The 19,944-nt window shown below is 41.2% G+C and carries 16 protein-coding genes; all 16 read right to left on the bottom strand.

Annotated elements, in window-relative coordinates; translation table 11 throughout:
• Window positions 1–91: 91 nt before the first annotated feature.
• The 16 genes from NSQ72_RS08225 to NSQ72_RS08150 all read right to left on the bottom strand — a co-directional run bounded on the left by NSQ72_RS08225 (window position 92) and on the right by NSQ72_RS08150 (window position 19,874).
• On the bottom strand, window positions 92–1,270 hold the full coding sequence (locus NSQ72_RS08225; protein ID WP_341083758.1) for a glycine C-acetyltransferase: 1,179 nt from the start codon (window positions 1,268–1,270) through the stop codon (window positions 92–94).
• Complete coding sequence (gene tdh / locus NSQ72_RS08220) at window positions 1,270–2,334, bottom strand: L-threonine 3-dehydrogenase (protein WP_039178727.1); 1,065 nt, start codon at window positions 2,332–2,334, stop codon at window positions 1,270–1,272. Before tdh ends, NSQ72_RS08225 begins: the two co-directional genes overlap by 1 nt.
• A gap of 174 nt (window positions 2,335–2,508) precedes the next feature.
• A complete protein-coding gene (locus NSQ72_RS08215) occupies window positions 2,509–5,553 on the bottom strand; it encodes an efflux RND transporter permease subunit (RefSeq protein ID WP_341083756.1) in 3,045 nt (1,014 codons plus the stop codon).
• Between the two features lie 202 nt (window positions 5,554–5,755).
• Complete coding sequence (gene spoVS, locus NSQ72_RS08210) at window positions 5,756–6,016, bottom strand: stage V sporulation protein SpoVS (protein WP_003211281.1); 261 nt, start codon at window positions 6,014–6,016, stop codon at window positions 5,756–5,758.
• A gap of 201 nt (window positions 6,017–6,217) precedes the next feature.
• Entirely contained in the window at window positions 6,218–7,012 is a 795-nt protein-coding gene (locus NSQ72_RS08205) for a TIGR00282 family metallophosphoesterase (RefSeq protein WP_047202212.1), read from the bottom strand.
• Between the two features lie 90 nt (window positions 7,013–7,102).
• Window positions 7,103–8,665 (bottom strand): ribonuclease Y, encoded by a 1,563-nt coding sequence (rny, locus tag NSQ72_RS08200; protein ID WP_003211958.1) that lies wholly within the window; start codon window positions 8,663–8,665, stop codon window positions 7,103–7,105.
• Between the two features lie 233 nt (window positions 8,666–8,898).
• A complete protein-coding gene (locus NSQ72_RS08195) occupies window positions 8,899–10,074 on the bottom strand; it encodes a serine hydrolase domain-containing protein (RefSeq protein WP_064498482.1) in 1,176 nt (391 codons plus the stop codon).
• A 142-nt stretch (window positions 10,075–10,216) separates the two neighbouring features.
• Window positions 10,217–11,260 carry a recombinase RecA gene (gene recA / locus NSQ72_RS08190; RefSeq protein ID WP_039178719.1) on the bottom strand — a complete coding sequence of 348 codons (1,044 nt, stop codon included), beginning with the start codon at window positions 11,258–11,260 and terminating at the stop codon, window positions 10,217–10,219.
• Window positions 11,261–11,439: 179 nt separating this feature from the next.
• A complete protein-coding gene (locus tag NSQ72_RS08185) occupies window positions 11,440–12,690 on the bottom strand; it encodes a competence/damage-inducible protein A (protein ID WP_144491239.1) in 1,251 nt (416 codons plus the stop codon).
• A 16-nt stretch (window positions 12,691–12,706) separates the two neighbouring features.
• Window positions 12,707–13,288, bottom strand: coding sequence for a CDP-diacylglycerol--glycerol-3-phosphate 3-phosphatidyltransferase (gene pgsA / locus NSQ72_RS08180; RefSeq protein ID WP_126681846.1), 582 nt, complete (start codon window positions 13,286–13,288; stop codon window positions 12,707–12,709).
• 75 nt (window positions 13,289–13,363) lie between these two features.
• On the bottom strand, window positions 13,364–14,263 hold the full coding sequence (locus NSQ72_RS08175) for a helix-turn-helix domain-containing protein (protein WP_126681845.1): 900 nt from the start codon (window positions 14,261–14,263) through the stop codon (window positions 13,364–13,366).
• A gap of 23 nt (window positions 14,264–14,286) precedes the next feature.
• Window positions 14,287–15,078 (bottom strand): DUF3388 domain-containing protein, encoded by a 792-nt coding sequence (locus NSQ72_RS08170; protein WP_003211480.1) that lies wholly within the window; start codon window positions 15,076–15,078, stop codon window positions 14,287–14,289.
• A gap of 131 nt (window positions 15,079–15,209) precedes the next feature.
• The gene (locus NSQ72_RS08165) at window positions 15,210–15,467 is read right to left on the bottom strand and encodes a DUF3243 domain-containing protein (protein ID WP_024424114.1); all 258 of its coding nucleotides are present in this window, start codon (window positions 15,465–15,467) and stop codon (window positions 15,210–15,212) included.
• Window positions 15,468–15,540: 73 nt separating this feature from the next.
• A complete protein-coding gene (ymfI, locus tag NSQ72_RS08160; RefSeq protein ID WP_039178709.1) occupies window positions 15,541–16,269 on the bottom strand; it encodes an elongation factor P 5-aminopentanone reductase in 729 nt (242 codons plus the stop codon).
• A 31-nt stretch (window positions 16,270–16,300) separates the two neighbouring features.
• Window positions 16,301–19,420, bottom strand: a complete 3,120-nt coding sequence (locus NSQ72_RS08155) for an MMPL family transporter (RefSeq protein ID WP_341083749.1) — start codon at window positions 19,418–19,420, stop codon at window positions 16,301–16,303.
• Complete coding sequence (locus NSQ72_RS08150) at window positions 19,398–19,874, bottom strand: MarR family winged helix-turn-helix transcriptional regulator (protein WP_041084797.1); 477 nt, start codon at window positions 19,872–19,874, stop codon at window positions 19,398–19,400. Before NSQ72_RS08150 ends, NSQ72_RS08155 begins: the two co-directional genes overlap by 23 nt.
• Between the last annotated feature and the right edge of the window lie 70 nt (window positions 19,875–19,944).

Raw genomic sequence — 19,944 nt, 5'->3', positions numbered from 1 at the left:
ATTGAAAATAAATCATATACGGTTCTTCTATGAAAATTGTCTATTAGTCATAACCATTTTTCATAAAATGAAAAAGAGAGCCTGCGCTCTCTCAATCAAGTATGTTTAGTTTTTTTGCTTCTTCTTCAATGATTGTCAGTGCCCGGTCTAGTTCTTCTTTTGTGTGCTCGGCTGTGATGATGGCTCTAATTCTTGCCTTGCCTTTTGCTACAGTTGGGAAGGCGATGCCTTGAGCAAACACGCCTCGTTCTATTAAAGCTTTTGAGAAACGAAAAGTAAGTGCTTCGTCTCCAATCATGATTGGGATAATCGGTGTCTCTGTTGGGGCGACTTCAAATCCAAGGCTGATGACCTTTTCTTTAAAATAAGCGGCGTTCTCCCAAAGTGTATCGATTCGCTCCGGTTCATCTAACAGCACTTCAATCGCTTCTTCACATGCTCTAGTCACAGCCGGCGGATGTGAGGTGCTGAATAAAAACGGTCTTGCTTTATATTTTAAATAATCAATTAAAACCGCTGAACCAGCTACGTAACCGCCGAGCACTCCGACAGCTTTACTAAGGGTCCCGACCTGTATGTGCACTCTGCCGTCGAGTTTAAAATGGTTGACCGTCCCGCGGCCATTCTCGCCAAGCACACCCGAGGCATGCGCATCGTCTACCATGACAAATGCATCATATGCTTCTGCTAGCCTGACGATTTCAGGAAGTGGCGCTATATCACCATCCATTGAGAAAACACCGTCTGTTACGATGAGACGAACGCGATAATTCATTGATTTTTTCAAAATCTTCTCCAGCTCTTCCATATTGGAATGACTGTATACCTTTTTATCTGCTTTGGTTAATCGGATTCCATCAATAATTGATGCATGATTCAGTTCATCCGAAATGACAATATCATCTTTTGTCAGGATACTTGATAAAACCCCTTGGTTGGTCGTAAAGCCTGATTGGAACACAAGGGCTGCCTCTGTCTTTTTAAATGCAGCAAGCTTTTTTTCAAGACGTTCATGCATTGTCATTGTGCCGGCGATGGTTCGTACGGATCCTGTACCCGCTCCGAATTCATCAATCGCCTCTTTTGCTGCTTTCATCAGCCTTGGGTGCGAGGTGAGGCCTAAGTAGTTATTTGAGGAGAGTTGTATAACAGATTGTTCATTTAATGTAACAGTGGATGATTGTTTTGAGTCGATCTCTTTTAAGGTTTGGTGGGTGCCTTGCTGCTTCATTGTTTCCAATTCATCTTGTAAATACGTGAATTCCTTCATCATTTCTTCCCCCTTTGATATGATGGCATCATCAGTACGACTTTTCCGCACGTACCATTCCGCATGAGTTCAAAGCCCTTTTCGAACTCTTCAAATGGCAGTGTGTGAGTGACAACTGGCTTTACATCAATGGTATTCGTTCTTAACAGCTCAGATACTTGACGCCACGTCTCAAACATTTTTCTCCCCGTGATCCCTTGCACAGTTAATCCCCTAAAAACAATTTGGTTCGTAATATCAATTGTCACTGGCCGTTCTGGCAAGCTTAGTATATTGACTTTTCCTCCATTTGCACAAGCTTCGAGTGCTTGATTAATGGCAGCTGGATGACCTGACATCTCACACATTACGTCTGCCCCTTCCATCCGCGTGAGCTGCTTAATCATCGCGACTGGATCATCTTTTCCAATATCCACGATATGATCTGCACCCATTTTTCGGGCTAGATCGAGCCTGTATTCATTTTTATCAACGGCGAACACTTGAACAGCTCCAGAAGCTTTTGCGACAGCGATTGCCATTAAGCCGATTGGTCCGCAGCCAAAAATCGCCACAGATTTACCTGAAACAGGTGTGTGCAGTACTGTATGGACAGCATTTCCTAGCGGCTCTTGTATAGAGGCAAGTTCAACTGGCATTTGAGCCGGATTATGCCACACATTTTGTTCAGGTATTTTGACATATTCAGCAAAACAGCCATCAATGTCTACCCCTAAAATTTTCGTTTCACTGCACAAATGCTGCTGCCCTGTTAAGCACATATAACATTGATTACATACAACATGCGTCTCAGCCGATACAAAATCCCCTACTTTTGCTCGTGAGACCTGCTTCCCCACTTTGACAACTTCCCCTGTAAATTCATGACCAAAAATGTAGGGCGCTTTGACTCGCCCCTTAGCCCAGTCATCCCAATTATAAATATGCACGTCTGTTCCGCATATCGAAGTGGCTTTCACCTTTATCAATACTTCATGATCTTTGATTTCTGGAATCGGCATCTCCGTCAGCACCGCTCCGTAAGCGCTTTCTTTTTTAACAATTGCTTTCATCGTTCCACACATGACGTACAACCCCTTTGTTAAAAAACTTCTCCCAATCAGATTTTAACACGACTTATTTTAGTCGTAAACACCACTGTCTACTAGATAAAGACAAATGAACACCCCACATATTTTTTTAGATATTTTCTAAAAAAAAAAGCAAATCTCCGGTTGAAAGGAGATTTACTTTCATCGTCAGCGTTTCTTTGAAACGGCAACATATAGGGCTGGCACAATAAATAATGTCAGAATCGTTGAGAAAAAGACACCTGATACAATGCAGATGGCCAGCGGCTTAAAGAGTGGATCATGACTTAATGCAACAGGCATTAATGCAACTAATGCCGTAAATGCTGTTAAAAGTATCGGTCTAATCCTTGCTCTTCCCGCTTCAATGACGGCTGTCTGTTGATCAAATCCTTGCTTGCGCCGCTGTTCAATAAATTCGAATAAGACGACCGCATTTCGAACGACAATACCAGCCAATGAGACAATTCCCATTGTTGCCATAAAGCTGAATGGCGTTTGTGTGACAAACAGTCCGATAATGGCTCCTGATACGGCTAAGTAAACCGTTCCTAGAACTAACAGTGGAAGCATTAATGAATTGAACTGGAATGCGATGGTCACGTAAATGAGCAGCAGGACAACCGCAAATAAGAGACTAATTTCAATAAAGAACTGGGTCTGATTTTCATTTTCTCCACCTTGTGAAATGGTCAAATCCTTCGCTGCCGCGCTTTTCCCCACTTGATTAACGACTTCTTTCATATCGTCTTTAAACGAATCTGATGCGCCGGGATACGCCTTTAGCGTAATGGTTGGAACTCCATTTTCATGTGGAATGCTTTCATACTGCTCTGTTTCTTTTTCTGTTACATATCGGCTAAGCGGCTCAAGTTGAGGCATAACACCCTCGTTTGTCTTCACAGGCACTTTCAATTCTTTTAGCTTTAAACCATTTTGATGTGGACCTGTATCCTGTTTTACCACTAAATCGATATCATTTGTTCCTTGTTTAAAGGTACCTAATGGAATCCCTTCTGTCACAAGCCCAAGCTGTCTGCTGACAAATTGAGCACTGAGCCCATCCTCTGCCATTCGCTCACGGTTTAATTCAAAGGAGATCGTTTTTACCGGCTTATTGACATCATCTGTAATCAAGCTTGCTCCTTTGTCTTTCATTTCATTTGTTAGCGTTTCTTTGACATCAATGAGCTTTGTGAAAGAGTCACCTGCAACTGTTACTGTTACTGGCGCTCCAGTGGGCGGTCCTTGAACAATGGTTTTCATAAAGAGATCAGCCTCTTTGAATTTCTCTCGCAAAGGCTCGGTCATACGATCTATCAATGCCTTACTTGTCATCTGATCATTGTCTACTCTTACAACAATCTGACCAGTGTGGTCACTTGCATTTGAAATACTTTCATTAAACAGATTCGGCACCCCGCCGCCTGCAAAAATCGCCGTTTCTTCAATGCCTTTTTGCTGCTTAATTTCTTGTTCTATTTTCTTTAGTGTTTCATTTGTTTTGTCTAATGTTGTTTCACTTGGAAGCGTGACCGTGACGACCACTTCTTTCTTATTCGCCGCAGGGAAAAATTCAAATGGTGTGACGAAAATAAGTAAAAAAGCAAGCGTTGCAACAAGCAAGCCACTTAGTCCAATAACGAGCGGCCGCTTCACAATGTTTTTCAGCACACGGTCTGCATAGAAATCCGCCAGCTTTTTTAATGGTTTTCCTAGAAAGCCCGGCTCTTTTTCACTCTTCTTGTTCTTTCTTTTCCTGTTCATAGTATATTGATAGACCGGCACAAGTGTCAGTGAAATCACCATGGACGCAAGCACAGTCGTTACTAGAACAGACGGTAGTGCCCGAATAAATGAACCGTTTGCACCTGATAAGAAAAGAAGCGGCAGGAAAGCAAATACAACAGCAAGTGTTGATGTCAAAATGGACCCTGCGACTTCTTTTACGCCAGCAATTGTTCCTTTAAGCGGACTTTCGTATTTTTTCATTTGTCTTAAAATATTATCATTGACGACAATCGCATCATCGACAAGTATCCCTAAGGCAATGATAAAGCCGATGATCGAAATTTGATTGAGATCCACTTGTAAAAATGGCAGCGGAATGGTTCCAATTGTAATGGATAGCGGAATGGCGAGTGAAACGATAAACGCCCCGCCAATCGTGAGTCCAAGTGTAGTAACGATAATGACCGCGATGACTGCAACAATGGCTTCTTTTATTAAATCATTGAAAATGGCATCCACTTCACTTTTTTGTGAATAGTAGTCTACCCACTCCACCCCATTTGGCAGCTGCTTTTCTTTCTCAATGACATCATTGACTTTGTCATACATTTTAGGAATATCAAGCCCTGGTTTAATATTCACTGTAAATGAATAGGCGGGCTTTCCGTTATAGGACACAATATCACTTTTCTCTTTTTCTACTTCTTTTAAGCTGCCAAGCTGACTAATTTTGACCGGCTCTCGTTTTGTTTTTGAGAAAAGCTCAATTTTTTTGACTTGATCTAAGCGGTCATATGTATCGATGGACAGCTTGACCTTCTCTTTACCTGCCCGAATATCGCCTAGTGGAGATGTATCAAATTCCTGATTGATGGCATTTGTGACATCAGTTACATTGAACCCTTCACCCTCCAGCTTGTTTGAATCTAAGTTTAATATCGCTTGTTTGTCATTGAAGCCTTTGATAACGACATTGTCTACCCCTTTGATGTCCTCTACTTTTTTCTTTAATGCACGCAGCGATTTCTGACTCTTTGCTAAGTCCGATGATTGACTCGACACAATCATATAAGAACCAACGGGTACGCTGCCGAACTCATCCTTTACATCCGGCTCCATCACTCCGTCAGGAAAAGATGACGCAGCACTTGTCGTTTCATTCTTAATTTGACTTGCCACCTTTTGAAAGTCGGCTTGATCCTCAATTTCAAGCACAATATTTGAGAAACCAATGGCAGAAACCGAGCTCGTTTTCTCTACCCCATTGATATCAGATAAAGCTGATTCCAGCTTATTGGTGACGTCTCTTTCCACCTGTTTTGCATCTGCACCAGGGAAAACGGTAGAAATCGTGACGAGATTCGCCTCGAATTCTGGCAGTTCTCGTTTAGGAAGCTGCGTGAATAAATAGCCGCCAGCAATGAGAACGATAAAAAATAAAATCAAAACAAGCTTTCCTCTTTTCAAAAAAGCTTCAAACATTATTTCACCTACTTAAATATTTATTTTTGATGAAGTAAATTCAACTTAATCTTAATTTATCATCATGGTGAAAAAATGCAAGCTCTAATATGTCATTTTTATCTATTTCACGAACTGAATATGTTATATAAGAAATGTATAGCGGTAAACAAAAACAACCTGCTTACATGATGTAAGCAGGTTGAAAATAATAAAATTAGAATTATCGTGGCTCAACAATCAATTTGATGGCTGTTCTTTCTTCTCCATCGATCAGAATGTCAGTAAAGGCTGGAATGCATATCAAATCCACTCCGCTTGGCGCAACAAATCCCCTTGCAATGGCGACAGCCTTAACCGCCTGATTCAGTGCTCCAGCGCCGATTGCTTGTATTTCTGCTGCACCGCGTTCACGTAAAACGCCCGCTAATGCTCCTGCTACTGAATTCGGATTTGACTTTGCTGAAACTTTTAAAATTTCCATTTCTGCTCCCCCTTAAATTTACAATGGATAAGTGAGTGTTCATTAGAACAATCTTTGTTAGATGATGCTATTTTTTGAAAATCCATCCCCAAAATGTTTTTCAAAAATAGCAGGCTACCTACCATTTTTACTATATTCACGATAGAGGGCGCATATTCCTTCTTTCTGATTAATATTTTTCTGAAATAAATATGTGAACATTTATTCAAAGAAAATATGGTCATCATTTATCAAAATTCGATCAATTTTGACAGCTTTTTTCGACTGTTCGTCAATTTCTACGATGACTGCACTTAACGTTGTGCGTCCTTCTGCAATTTCAAAGCGGACTGGAAGACTTGTTTTGAATCGTTTAATAATCGTTTCTCGGTCAACACCCAAAATGCCATCATAAGGTCCTGTCATCCCAACATCTGAAATATACGCAGTTCCTTTTGGCAATACGCGGTTATCTGCTGTTTGAACATGTGTATGCGTTCCAACGACACATGATGCACGTCCGTCTGTATACCAGCCCATTGCTTGCTTTTCACTTGTGGCTTCACCATGAAAATCAATAAAAATAAACGGTGTCCGTTTGGATGCTTCCGCAATTAATTCATCTACTTTTTGAAATGGGCAGTCAATTGGCGGCAAAAATGTACGTCCTTGCAGGTTAATGACAGCCAATTCTTTTCCTTGTTTTTTAATAAACGTGAGACCTTTTCCAGGTGTGCCTTCTGGGAAGTTAGCAGGACGGACCATATGGGCTGCATCATCGATGAAATCGAAAATGTCTCTTTTATCCCAAGTATGGTTGCCCATTGTGAGCACATCAGCTCCTGCTTGCAGGAGCTCATGATAGATTTTTTCAGTCAGACCTTTCCCGTGAGCAGCATTTTCCCCGTTGACAATGGTAAAGTGCGGCTGATATTTTTTCTTCAGCTTTGGCAAGTATTCTTTCAGTGTGTCTCTGCCAGGTGAACCGACGATATCTCCAACAAATAATATTTTCATGCGCTTTTGAACCCTTTCTCTTATAAATTGATCTTCTTATCAGTGTTGCATATTTACACAAAAAAATAAAGCGGCGCTAAGCGCACCGCTCTATTTTGCATACTCTACTGCGCGAGTTTCTCGAATGACTGTCACTTTAATGTGACCAGGGTAATCGAGCTCGTCCTCAATTCGCTTACGAATATCCCTTGCTAGACGGTGAGCTTCAAGATCATTAATTGAATCTGGCTTCACCATTATACGTACTTCACGTCCAGCCTGTATCGCAAACGATTTTTCAACACCTTCATAAGATTCAGAGATATCTTCTAATTTCTCAAGTCTCCGAATGTAATTTTCAAGCGTCTCACTTCTTGCACCAGGGCGTGCTGCAGATAATGCATCAGCTGCCGCAACAAGAACAGCGATAATAGATGTCGGTTCTTGGTCACCGTGGTGAGAGGCAATACTGTTGATAACAACAGGATGCTCTTTATATTTCGTCGCAAGCTCAACGCCAATTTCTACGTGGCTTCCTTCTACTTCATGATCAATGGCTTTTCCAATGTCATGCAGAAGACCTGCTCGTTTTGCAAGCTTTGCATCTTCTCCAAGCTCTGAAGCCATGAGACCTGCAAGATGTGCAACCTCAATTGAATGCTTCAGGACATTTTGTCCATAACTTGTACGGAATTTCAAGCGGCCGAGAATTTTGATAAGATCCGGATGCAGACCGTGAACTCCGACTTCGAATGTCGTTTGCTCACCCATCTCGCGGATATAATCATCGACTTCACGGCGTGATTTTTCCACCATTTCTTCAATTCGTGCAGGATGAATGCGGCCATCCTGGACTAGCTTGTCCAGAGCTATCCTCGCTGTTTCACGTCTAATCGGATCAAAGCCCGATAGGATAACAGCTTCAGGTGTATCATCTATGATCAAGTCAATACCAGTTAACGTTTCTAACGTACGGATATTTCGTCCTTCACGTCCGATAATACGACCTTTCATCTCATCATTTGGAAGATTGACTACAGATACCGTTGTTTCAGCTACATGATCAGCTGCGCAACGCTGTAACGCAAGTGAAAGAATGTTTTTCGCCTTTTTGTCAGCCTCTTCTTTCGCTCGGTTTTCAGATTCTTTCGTCATGACTGCAATGTCGTGGGAAAGCTCATTTTCAACTTGATCCAGAATGATTTGTTTCGCTTCATCTCGAGTTAGACTTGAAATGCGTTCCAACTCGGCTTTCTGCAAACGAATCATATCATCCACTTTGCTTTCCATCTCTTCAATATGTTGTTGTCGTTCATTCAGAGAATGATCTCTCTTCTCCAACAGGGACTCCCGTTTATCTAAAGATTCGTCTTTGCGATCAAGATTTTCCTCTTTTTGAAGTAAACGGTTTTCTTGTCTTTGAAGCTCATTTCGTCTTTCACGAACTTCTTGCTCCGCCTCTACACGAAACGAATGAATTTCATCTTTCGCTTCCAAGAGCGCTTCTTTCTTCAATGCTTCCGCATCACGCTTTGCATCCTCAACAATTTGTTCGGCCATGTTTCTTGCGCCGGATATTTTTGCTTCTGCAATGGTTTTACGAACAAAGTAGCCAACAACTAAACAGATTAGGCTCAGCAAAATGGAGATGATCGTAAACATCGTAGGCGACATATTTTCACCTCCTCTTGCTATGAACTTGGTTTTACAAATAAAGTGTCGGCATGTACATTGTTTTGTGTCTCAACATACAGGGCCTTCACAGGGAATGAGATCCTCACTGCCCTTGTCAAGTTTAAATTAGTTATCAATCATGTTAAGAAAAACAAGTGATACATTCCCATTGTAATTGTGTCGGAAATACTTGTCAAGCGTGCCATCTTAGCGTTTGCAAAAGCAGATCAGAATTATTCTTGATTCAGCAGCTGATATACTTTATTGTTCACTTGTCCCAGTTTAATGTTATTTTGAATGTTTGAGAACAAAACAACAATGGTTTGACCAGATTTGCTAAAGCTGTTCAAAATGTTGAAGCCCGGCATGACACCATGGCTTGAATAGCTACCGGGAGCAACATAAAATCCCATTCCGTATGTGGAGCTGCTTCCTGGCGTAAACATCTTTTTATAGCTCTTCTGCGAATACAGTTTGCCGTCAATCAGGGCTTGGTCAAATTTGTACATATCTATAGCACTCATATAAATATCTCCAGCACCATACAGCTGAGATAGATCGGGCATATACGGTGTAACCGCTTTGCTGCCTTTCAGCTTATACCCGACAGCAGGATAAGGTTCTTTTTCATATGTTTTGTAAAAGCCTGCATGCGTCATTCCCGCCGGTTTAAAAATATGATTCTTTATATATTGTTCATAGGACTCACCGCTTACTTCAGCAACAATATAAGCAAGAACAGAATAGTTGGAATCCTTGTAGCCCCATACGCCCGGCTGACGATTAATTCCCTGACGTTCTATGTCTTTTATTAATTCGTCCGGAGTAATTGCACCGTTTCCTTCAATATGTCCGTTTATTCCCGATGTATGTGTCAGCAGATTTTTCAAAGTAATTGTATGTCCGTTAGGGAAATGAGGTAAATACGTGCTTACCGGATCACTTGTCTGAAGTTTTCCCTTTTCCTCAAGCTGTAAAATGGCGGTTGCAATCAGCGCTTTTTGTGACGAACCGACATAAAAAGATGTTGATGGATTATTTCGAATTTTTCGTTTACGGTCTGCATAACCAAAACCTTTATTTGTTATGATTTCTCCATTTCTAACAATCATGGCTGTTCCGCTGAAACCGATCTTATTTAAATAACTGCTGATTTTGTGATTGCGGTCCACTGTTTTGATTTGTTCCTTTGATATTTTGGCGGTTTTCCTTTTGACTTCTTTTTTCTGGCTGTTTTCTAAAGCTACTGCCGTTTTTTGAAACGGGTATTTCTCTTCACTATTTCGATGAAGCACATTCCACATCGTTAAGCAAATCATCGCTACTAAAAAAACAAACACAATTTTTCCCTTCTGACTTGGTTGTTTCCGGCTACGTTTTGCATTTCTTCTGCGGGTCGGGCTTGTCATTAGTTTTTCCTCCCAAAATAAATGCCATTTTGTACACTTTAGACGGATGAGGTACTGAAAAAGTTGTCGAAAGTTTTTTGCAAAATAAAAAAGGCTGAGTTTTTCACTCAGCCTTTTTTATCATTTCATACTAATTTTATTTTTATTCTAATTCTAATTGTTCTAGCGCCTCTTCAGATTCTTGCTGCGTTACTCCGTTAGTATCCAAGCCGTAATGTTCACGAATTTGCTCCTGGATCATCAGCATGATATCTTTATTTTCTTTTAGGAACTGTTTCGCATTTTCACGGCCTTGTCCAAGACGTTCCTCTTGGTAAGAATACCAAGCGCCGCTCTTTTGTACGATATCTAGTTCGCTTCCAAGGTCGATGATTTCTCCCTCTTTTGAAATCCCTTCACCGTACATAATGTCTACTTCCGCAATACGGAATGGCGGTGCTACTTTGTTTTTGACCACTTTAATTCTCGTTTTATTCCCCATAATGTCATTGCCTTGTTTCAGCTGTTCAGCACGGCGCACTTCTAAACGAACAGATGAATAGAACTTTAGCGCACGTCCACCAGGCGTTGTTTCAGGGTTACCAAACATGACACCAACTTTTTCACGAATTTGGTTAATAAAGATGGCAATTGTTTTTGATTTGTTGATAGCACCTGATAGTTTACGAAGTGCTTGAGACATCAAACGCGCTTGAAGACCAACGTGTGAATCACCCATGTCTCCTTCAATCTCTGCTTTTGGTACAAGAGCAGCTACAGAGTCAATCACAACAATATCAACTGCCCCACTGCGGACAAGAGCTTCTGCAATTTCAAGTGCTTGCTCTCCTGTATCCGGCTGAGAAAGTAACAGTTCATCAATGTTGACACCTAGTTTTTGAGCGTAAACTGGATCGAGTGCATGCTCTGCATCAATAAATGCAGCTTGTCCTCCCTGCTGCTGAACTTCAGCAATGGCATGAAGGGCTACTGTCGTTTTACCAGAACTCTCTGGACCATATACTTCGATAATACGGCCTCGGGGATATCCGCCTATTCCAAGCGCAGTATCAAGTGCTAACGAACCACTCGGTACTGTTGAAATACGTGTATCTGTTTGCTCTCCTAGTTTCATAATAGAGCCTTTACCAAACTGTTTTTCTATTTGTTTAAGAGCCATATCTAAGGCTGCTTGACGATCACTCATTCTATTGTTTCCTCCTTTATCAATTCCACTATCTATACTATACCTTGTTTTACGTCATTTGCCAAGAAAAAAACGAACACATATTCGATTTTTTTCTCGACCGATTTTTTAAGAAAAGAGTGTTTTCTATTAGAAAAAAACGCTCTTTTATAAAGGAGTAAACCTAACAAAAAACAAAATTAACTCTCTTTTAATAAGTTGAGTAAGTGATGCAGACCATATTTCACAGCGCGCTTTCGAATGCCCGACCGGCTGCCCGTAAACATCCATTCAAACACGTCCGTCTGGTCTTTCGTCGATAGTCCAATGAACACTTTTCCAACAGGCTGACCCTCTTGGGTATCAGGTCCTGCTACACCCGTAAAGCTAATGCCAATATCACTTCCGGTCAGCTTTCTAACCCCTTCAGCAAGCTCTAAAGCGCACTCTTTGCTGACAGCACCATAAGAAGACAGTGTTTCTTCCCGGCAGCCAAGTACCTGCTGCTTTACTTGGTTTGTATAACAAACCACACTTCCGTTCAAAATGGATGATGCTCCTTCGAGATCTGTCAGCCATTCGGAGAACATTCCACCAGTCAAACTTTCTGCTGCTGCTACTGTTTTCCCGTGCTCGTGCAAGGCTTTGGACGCTTCGCGGACAAGCGATGTATCCCCATATCCGTAGAAGTACTCTCCTACCCGTGCTAAAATTTGCGATTCTGTTTCTTTTAACAGACGCCCTGTTTCTTTTTCATCCTCATGCTTAGCAGTCAGCCTTAGCGTCACTTCACCGTCAGATGCGAGTGGTGCAATCGTCGGGTTGGTTTGAGCATCAATTAAATCTTCTAGGTCTGTTTCAAGCTGCGATTCACCGATTCCGAAGAAGCGCAGAACAACAGACACAATTTTTTCCTTTAAGCCAAGCTTCTCAGAAATCAGGGGCTTTGCCTCGTTTTCAAACATCGGGTGCAATTCACTTGGCGGTCCAGGAAGAAGCATATAAAACGTATCGTCTTCTTGAACAAACATACCTGGAGCCATCCCGAAACGGTTCACGAGCACATCTGATCCTTCTAGAACGAGTGCCTGCTTACGATTGTTCGGTGACATATCGCGGCCGGTCTTTCGAAAGTAGTCTTGAATCGATTCAAATGCTTCTTCATTTAGTACAAGCTCTTTACCGAGCGTACTCGCAATTGTTTCTTTTGTTAAGTCATCTTTGGTTGGTCCAAGACCACCTGAGAAGATAATAAAATTAGATCTTTCCTGCGCCACCTGAATGGCCTGTTTTAAACGCTCTGGATTGTCACCAACTGCTGTGTGGTAATAAACATTCACACCAATTTCAGCTAGTTGTTTGCTGATGAATTGTGCATTCGTATTCGTAATTTGCCCTAGCAAGAGTTCGGAACCGACTGCAATAATTTCTGCTTTTCTCTCTGACTTCAAAGCGTACACGTCCTTTTTAGTTAGAATTCTTTAAAGCTTCCCAGTTTTTTGCAAAGTAATCCCAGCCTGAGACAACAGTGAAGAACACCGCTACCCACATCGCTAGATCACCAAACGGGAATGATACAAGTTCAAACGGCAGGTTATGCAGTAAAAGTGCTGAAATCGCAATGATTTGCGCCCATGTCTTCACTTTCCCAAGCATATTCGCTGCCACTACTTCACCGCCTCCAGCTAATACAAGTCTTAGACCTGTTACAGCAAATTCACGGCTGATGATCACAATCGCCATCCATGCAGGTGTGAGGTGGTATTGAACAAGTATAATTAAAGCAGCTGAAACAAGCAATTTATCTGCAAGCGGATCTAAAAATTTACCAAAGTTCGTCACTAAATTAAGTTTACGTGCGTAGTAGCCATCAATCCAGTCAGTTGTTGAAGCGACAATAAACAGAATCGCTCCAACAAGGTGCGTTACTTCGATGCTGACGTCGCCAAAGCGTGCGACACCCCAATCAAACGGTGCAAGCATAATGATCATAAAAACAGGGATCAAGGCGATCCTAGAAAGGGTTATTTTATTCGGTAAGTTAAACATGAAATCCAATCCTCCAATAATGCAAATTTTTATGTATATATAATAGTAGGAACAAAAGAAAAGTCATCTACTTGCTTAAGATGACTTTTCCTTTCCTTTATTCACAATCACAATGTTTTGTGTCATGGTGTTCTTAGGGTCTAATTCGTACTTAAGTGTCTCGTCATTTACCTTGATATCAATTCCAGACGCATTGCCTAGACGGATATCGACCTGAGAAAGATCAGACAGGTCTGTTTTAAACGATTCGCCATCTTTTAGTTCACCCATCTTCAGCACTTTTCCAGATTCGTCTCTTACGCGCAGCCATGAAGCTTGCGAGGCAGAAATGGTTAACTCCATTTCGTCTGCACCTGATACTTCATACGTAGTCGTTGAGCCTTCTGTATTCGTCGCCTTTAAAGAGACCGTTTCATCGTCTTTTGATGAATCTTCTTTTTTAGATGATTTTTCTTTATCATCTGATGAAGCTTTTTCTTTTTTCTTTTGATCTTTTGCAAGAGATGAATCCTCAGATACTTCATATTTAGATTCTGATTGCTGAGGGGCCGCCTGATTATTCTTCTGTCCGCTATCATGATTGACCGCCTGCACGATCACATAAATGATGGCGATGACCACAATGATGCCTCCAATAATTAAAATTGTCGGCAATAGTTCAAGCACTTTCGAGGCAGGCTTTGGCAGCTCTCTTTGCGGCTTAATATTCGATAATTTATCAGATACTTCATCATTGTACGTGCTTGGAACATCTTTACGAAACTCTTCGAACAATTGTTCAGGATTCAGTCCAACGGCTTCGGCATATTGTTTAATAAACGCTCTGACGTAAAATTTACCTGGAATAATATCATAGTTTCCTTGTTCGATTGCTAGCAAATAGCGCTTTTGGATCTTGGTAACCGTCTGAAGATCCTCCAGCGACATCCCTTTTTCCTCTCTGGCCTCAACGAGCCGTTTTCCCAATTCAGTCAAAACAAACACCTACCATTACCATATTAAAAATCGAAGCCAGAAAAACCAGAATGATCAAACACTTGTGGTTCTTCAGCGTGTTCATATGTAATCTCTTCGTCTGCGCTATTACGCAATTCAATGATATAGTCGAAATCATCCATTGTATATTCTGAATTTTGAATAAAGATGTCTGGATGCTCGACCACCTTTGTTGCCGGCAGTCTCATAATTTCCCTTAAAAGCTGCAAATGCTTCTCAGAACCTCTTCTTGTCGACACAATTCCATCAATAATAAAGACGTTATCTGGGCTGTATTCATCTGCGATCAGCTGACTTCGGATCGTCTGTTTCAAAAGAGTAGACGATACAAACAGCCATCTCTTGCTTGCACAAACACTTGAAGCCACAATTGATTCTGTTTTTCCGACACGCGGCATACCGCGAATCCCAATCAATTTATGTCCTTCTTTTTTAAAGAGTTCAGCCATAAAATCAACAAGAAGACCGAGCTCGTCTCTTTCAAAACGGAACGTCTTTTTGTCATCCGCATCACGCTGTATGTATCTTCCATGACGAACAGCTAAGCGGTCACGAAGCTTTGGCTGTCTTAATTTCGTTACTTTTATCGTTTCCATTGTATTTAAAATTGATTCAAGCCGCTTAATTTGATCTGTGTGGTCACAGCGTAAAAGCATTCCGCGTCTTGATACATCAACACCATTGATTGTCACAATATTAATTGAAAGCATCCCCATTAGAGAAGAAATGTCTCCTAAAAGTCCGGGACGGTTTACCTGTATCTCATATTCAAAATACCATTCGAGCTTTGCCAAATGATATTACCCCCTTCATTGTGGCAAATTTTTACCTTCCTTTATCATAAAGCATTTTCACATTTTTAGAAAGCACAATGTTGTGAAACGGTTAAAATAAAAAGAGAGGCACAAACGACCCCTCTTTTTGTTTAGTGCGAGCTATTATTTTCAACTAACTTGACCATCATATTTGCAATGGCACGCTGCTCATCTTCTGATGCAACGCTCCAAAGGTCAGCAAGTACTCTTTCCTGCTCGTTCTTTGCCTCAACTTCGTTAGCTAGATATCCGCCAATTTCATATGCAAGGTTATTGATGGTCTCATCTTCTAAACCTTTATCCTGCGCATGATTTAAGCGATCACCTAAAAAGTTTTTCCAATGGTCCCAGTTCTCAAGTACAGACATGTCGATTCCTCCATTCGAAAAGATGAATTACAGCCATAGCTTTTGTCATGGAGAGGCGAATTATACACGTTTTTTAACAGTACCAGCCGCCATTAACAGATAAAATTTGACCTGTGATATAACTTGACTGTTTTGAGGCGAGAAACCAAATGACATCTGCAACTTCCTCAGGCGATGCAAGCCGGCCAAGCGGGATTTCTTCTTCCAGCATTGCGATGTCTTCCTGCGTAAAACTACTCATCATGTCTGTTTTGACAGCACCTGGTGAGACAGCATTTGCTCTAATTCCACTTGGGGCAAGCTCTTTTGCTAATCCTTTTATAAAAGCATTTTGCGCACCTTTGACCATGCTGTACAGCACTTCACACGATGCTCCCGTTTCTCCCCATATCGAGCTGACCGCAATGATATGGCCTGCTTTCTTTTGGATCATGGCAGGTAAAAGGGATTGGGTAAGCTCATATGGACTTGTGACATGAAGCTGCACCATACTGGCTAATACATCTTTTTCTGTGTCTGTTACCAATCCGACATGGCTCCTGCCGCTATTTAAAACAAGTATATCTGGACAGAGCGGCAGGCGGCTGACAAGCTCATCTGCTCCGCCCGTTATAGCTAAATCTGCTTGAACGACATGCGTCTGAATGTGATATGCCTCATCCAAATGAGCGGCGAGGCGCATAGCTGCCTGTTCATTTTTATGATAATGAAGCATTAGGTTGCAGCCTTCTTGGGCAAGCTTTTTGGCTGCTGCCTGCCCAATCCCGCCACTGGCACCTGTTATCAGCGCCCAACGACTCATCACATTGATTCCTTCTTTCTATATGGGATACCTATTCTTTTCGTTTAAATGGGAACCAGTTGGCTGATCCGAACAATTTCACCATTACAGGTACGAACAATGGTAGCACAACGAGTGCGTATAATAAAAGTCCTGTGAGGACAAGTGTCGCAATCTGCAAGAGAGACAGTACACCTGATGGAAGCATTGCGGCAAATGTTCCTGCCAGAATAACAGCAGCAGACATAATGACAGACCCCATATTTTTCATTGATTCGGTCATGGCAAACTGGATGTCTTTTGTTTTGTATTCATTGAATCGCTCCATTAAGAAAATCGAATAATCGACTCCGAGCGCCATTAATATGACAAATCCAAAGAATGGTACAGCCCAGTTAATGCCTGGATATCCGAAGAAATGGGTGAAAATAAATTCTGTTATACCGATTGCTGTAAAGTAAGTCAATATGAGTGAACCTACCAAGTACAACGGCATAACAAGCGAACGGAACAAAATCACCAAAATAAGGAAAATACCAATCATCATGTAAAGCACTGTCTTATTGAAATCTTGATCTGACAGCTGTTTCAGATCAGCGTTCATACTTGATACACCTGAAACGCCAAATGACGCATCTTTTAGGTTTGTTTCAGGAAGTGCCCTTTCAACAGAAGCTTCCACTTGTTTTATTGTTGACAGAGCTTCATTTCCATATGGATTTTTTTCTAAAATGACATCAATTTTTGTCATCTTGCGATCATCTGACATGTATGAATCAAATACTTGTTTGAATGCTTTATTTTTTAAGACGTCTTTTGGAATAAACCAGCCGGCCATGTCTTGATCTGGTGCATTTTTCAGTTCATCTAAGTAGTCACCTGCACCCATTAAGCCGCTCGAAATTTTCTCCAGTCCATTAACACTTTTGTTCAGGCCATCTGTCAGCTTTGTCAGATCATCCCCAAAGCCGCCAATCTTTTCTTTCATTTGCTTTTGACCATTAATGATGTCGCCCGCTCCATTTGCAAGCTTTGGCATATTATCAGCTATTTGTCCTTGACCTTTAGATGTTTGATCCAGTCCAGTTTCAACTGCATCTAAGCCAGCAATGAGTTCATCGATTTGACTCGTCAAGACTTTTTGCTGCTCTGAAGCTTTTGCGATAAAGGCATCAGCTGCTTCAAGCTGCTTTCTAGCTTCTTTCGCTTGTTTGGCATAGCTGTCTGCCTGTTTCGCCCCTTCTTGCAAAGTCGCAGAAAGTTCATTGTACGAAGCTTTGATCGCTTGATACGATTGATTTTCTTTTACCTGTGGGATTTGCTTTTCCAGTGTACTAAATTGTGTATTTGCTTGTTTGATTAACGCTTTTACATCTGCTGCGGCAGAGGATGATGTATCCACTTGCGCTAACGCCGCCTTTAGTTCTTTAGAAATGCTTTTATAAAGCGAAACTTGCTGATTCACTTGTGCGACTTGAGCCGTTAATTCCTTTTTCGCACCTTTGATTTCATTTTTAATGGCTGCTACACCTTTTTTATTTTGGTCGATTCCGTTTTGTAATTTTCTTAAGGATTTTTCAACATTTTGAATCCCTGTTTGCACAGATTCTGTACCGGAAATCAATTTGTTAATGCCTTTTCCAGATGATTTGATTTGCGGCGTTTGATCCTCAATGGATTGACTCATTGTTGTCAGTGCATCTTGAATGTTTTTCAAACCCTTATTGCTTTTATCAAGCCCTGTGTTCAGTTCCTTGGCTTGTGATTTCACGTACAGATCACTCAGCCCTTTACCGACAGGACGGGTAGCACTTCTGACTTTGCTGACACCATCTGTTTGTTCAATTGCACGGCTGAGTTTTTCGATGGCAATCAGCCCTTCATTGTTATCTAAAACATCAGCTGATTTCACGACCACTGTTGCCGGAAGTGCTTCACCCGGTCCAAACTTGTCAGAAATGGTATTGAATGCGTTGACCGATTCGTATTTGTTACCAATTTCATCTAAGCTGTTATAAGAAAGGGTTCCTTTATACATCAGAATTGGCGGAAGTGTAATGATTCCTACGATTAATAAACTGAAAAGCGGTTTCTTAAATGAAAAGCGGCCTGCTGTTTCCCACATTCTTGACTGCGGATGAGCAATATCGCCTTTAATCGGCCAAAACAACACCTTTCCTAAAACCGCCATAAAGAACGGTACAATCGTGAGAAGGGCCACAATGAGCACAGCAACCCCGACTGCTACTGCAACAGCTGATTTATAAAGCTGGAATTGTGCCAGACCAATACATGTAAAACCGATTAGAACCGCAATTCCGCTGAATAAGACGGTCTTTCCTGCTGTTTTATACGTAATGAGAATTGCCTCAATTTTATCTTTACCGTGTGCGATCTCTTCCTTAAAGCGGCTGAGAAGCAGTATGCAGTAGTCCGTTCCAATTCCAAACATGATCGCGACCATAAAGATCTGAGTAAAGGTCGAGAGCGGAAAGTCTACATATTTTACTAAATAAGCCACGATCGATTGACTCACCAAGTAAGACAGTGCCACTGCGACTAACGGAACGAAAGGCGCCACAGCTGATCTAAAAACAAGAACAAGAACGACGAGAATAAACCCAATCGTAATGAATTCTGTTTTCTTCAAGCCTTCCTGCGAACTTGTGATAACATCATCATCAATTAACGGCTGCCCTGTCATTTCAAATTTCAGGTTTAAGCTTTTCAGCTTTTCATTGACTCTTTCTTTAAAATCGGACGCTTTGATTTTGTTTGAGTCATATGTAACTGGAACAAGAAGTGTCGTTTGATCTTTAGAGAGCATTTGTTTTTTAATATCTTTATTGGCTTCAAAGTAAGAAGTGATGTCCTCTATGTGGAGATCTTGATCCTTTTCTAAAATGTCCATTGCCTTTTTTAAAGAGGTTTCTCTTTCTTTTACAATGTTCTTTTCTTGAAAGACAATGACGATTGATTTTTCTGTATCCCCGTTTTCAGACATTTTCTTTAATAACTGATTGGCATATGAGGACGGATAGCCGTCTGGTACAGAAATTTGCCCTTTTTCTTTTGTTAATTGCGCCATATTAGGAGCGGTGATGAGTAACACTGCCGCTAATACGACCCACAGGATCGTGATCAGCCATCTACCCTTTATGATTGCTCTCATTAGTACTTTGTGCCTCCTCTTCGATGATCACTTGATAGATCTTTTCATATGTTTGAATAAATGATTCCATTTCTTTTTCTTCAAGCTTTTCAAAATAAGATCGAACTAGGTCTTGAAGCTGCTTCTCCATTCGGCTGACAACATCTTTGCCCTCTGGCGTGACGTACAGGTGAACATTTCTTCTGTCAGCTTGATCATGTTCACGAAAAATATAGTTTTTCGTGAAAAGACGATTGGTCATGGATGTTACAGCACTTTTGTTTACATTACATACATAAGCCAGGTCCGTTGAGGTACACCCCGGATGTAAATTGATGTATCGAAGGGAGTAATATTGATCAAGCGTCAGCTCTTTATCAAGCTTTTCTGTGATCATACTCGATACTTTTTTCTCCATCATGAGATAGACATCTGCATACCTCTGGATGAGCTGGGCAATTTTATTTTGTTCCATACGCTGCTCCTTTTTAGTTTAAGTGTTTAACTATTAAAGAGTTTAACTAACGAACAAAACAATTGTCAAT

The organism is Bacillus sp. FSL R5-0659, from assembly GCF_038008785.1.
GTDB lineage: Bacteria > Bacillota > Bacilli > Bacillales > Bacillaceae > Bacillus > Bacillus safensis.
The sequence above is the reverse complement of the archived record's forward strand: the minus strand, read 5'-3'. Positions and strand labels throughout refer to the sequence as shown.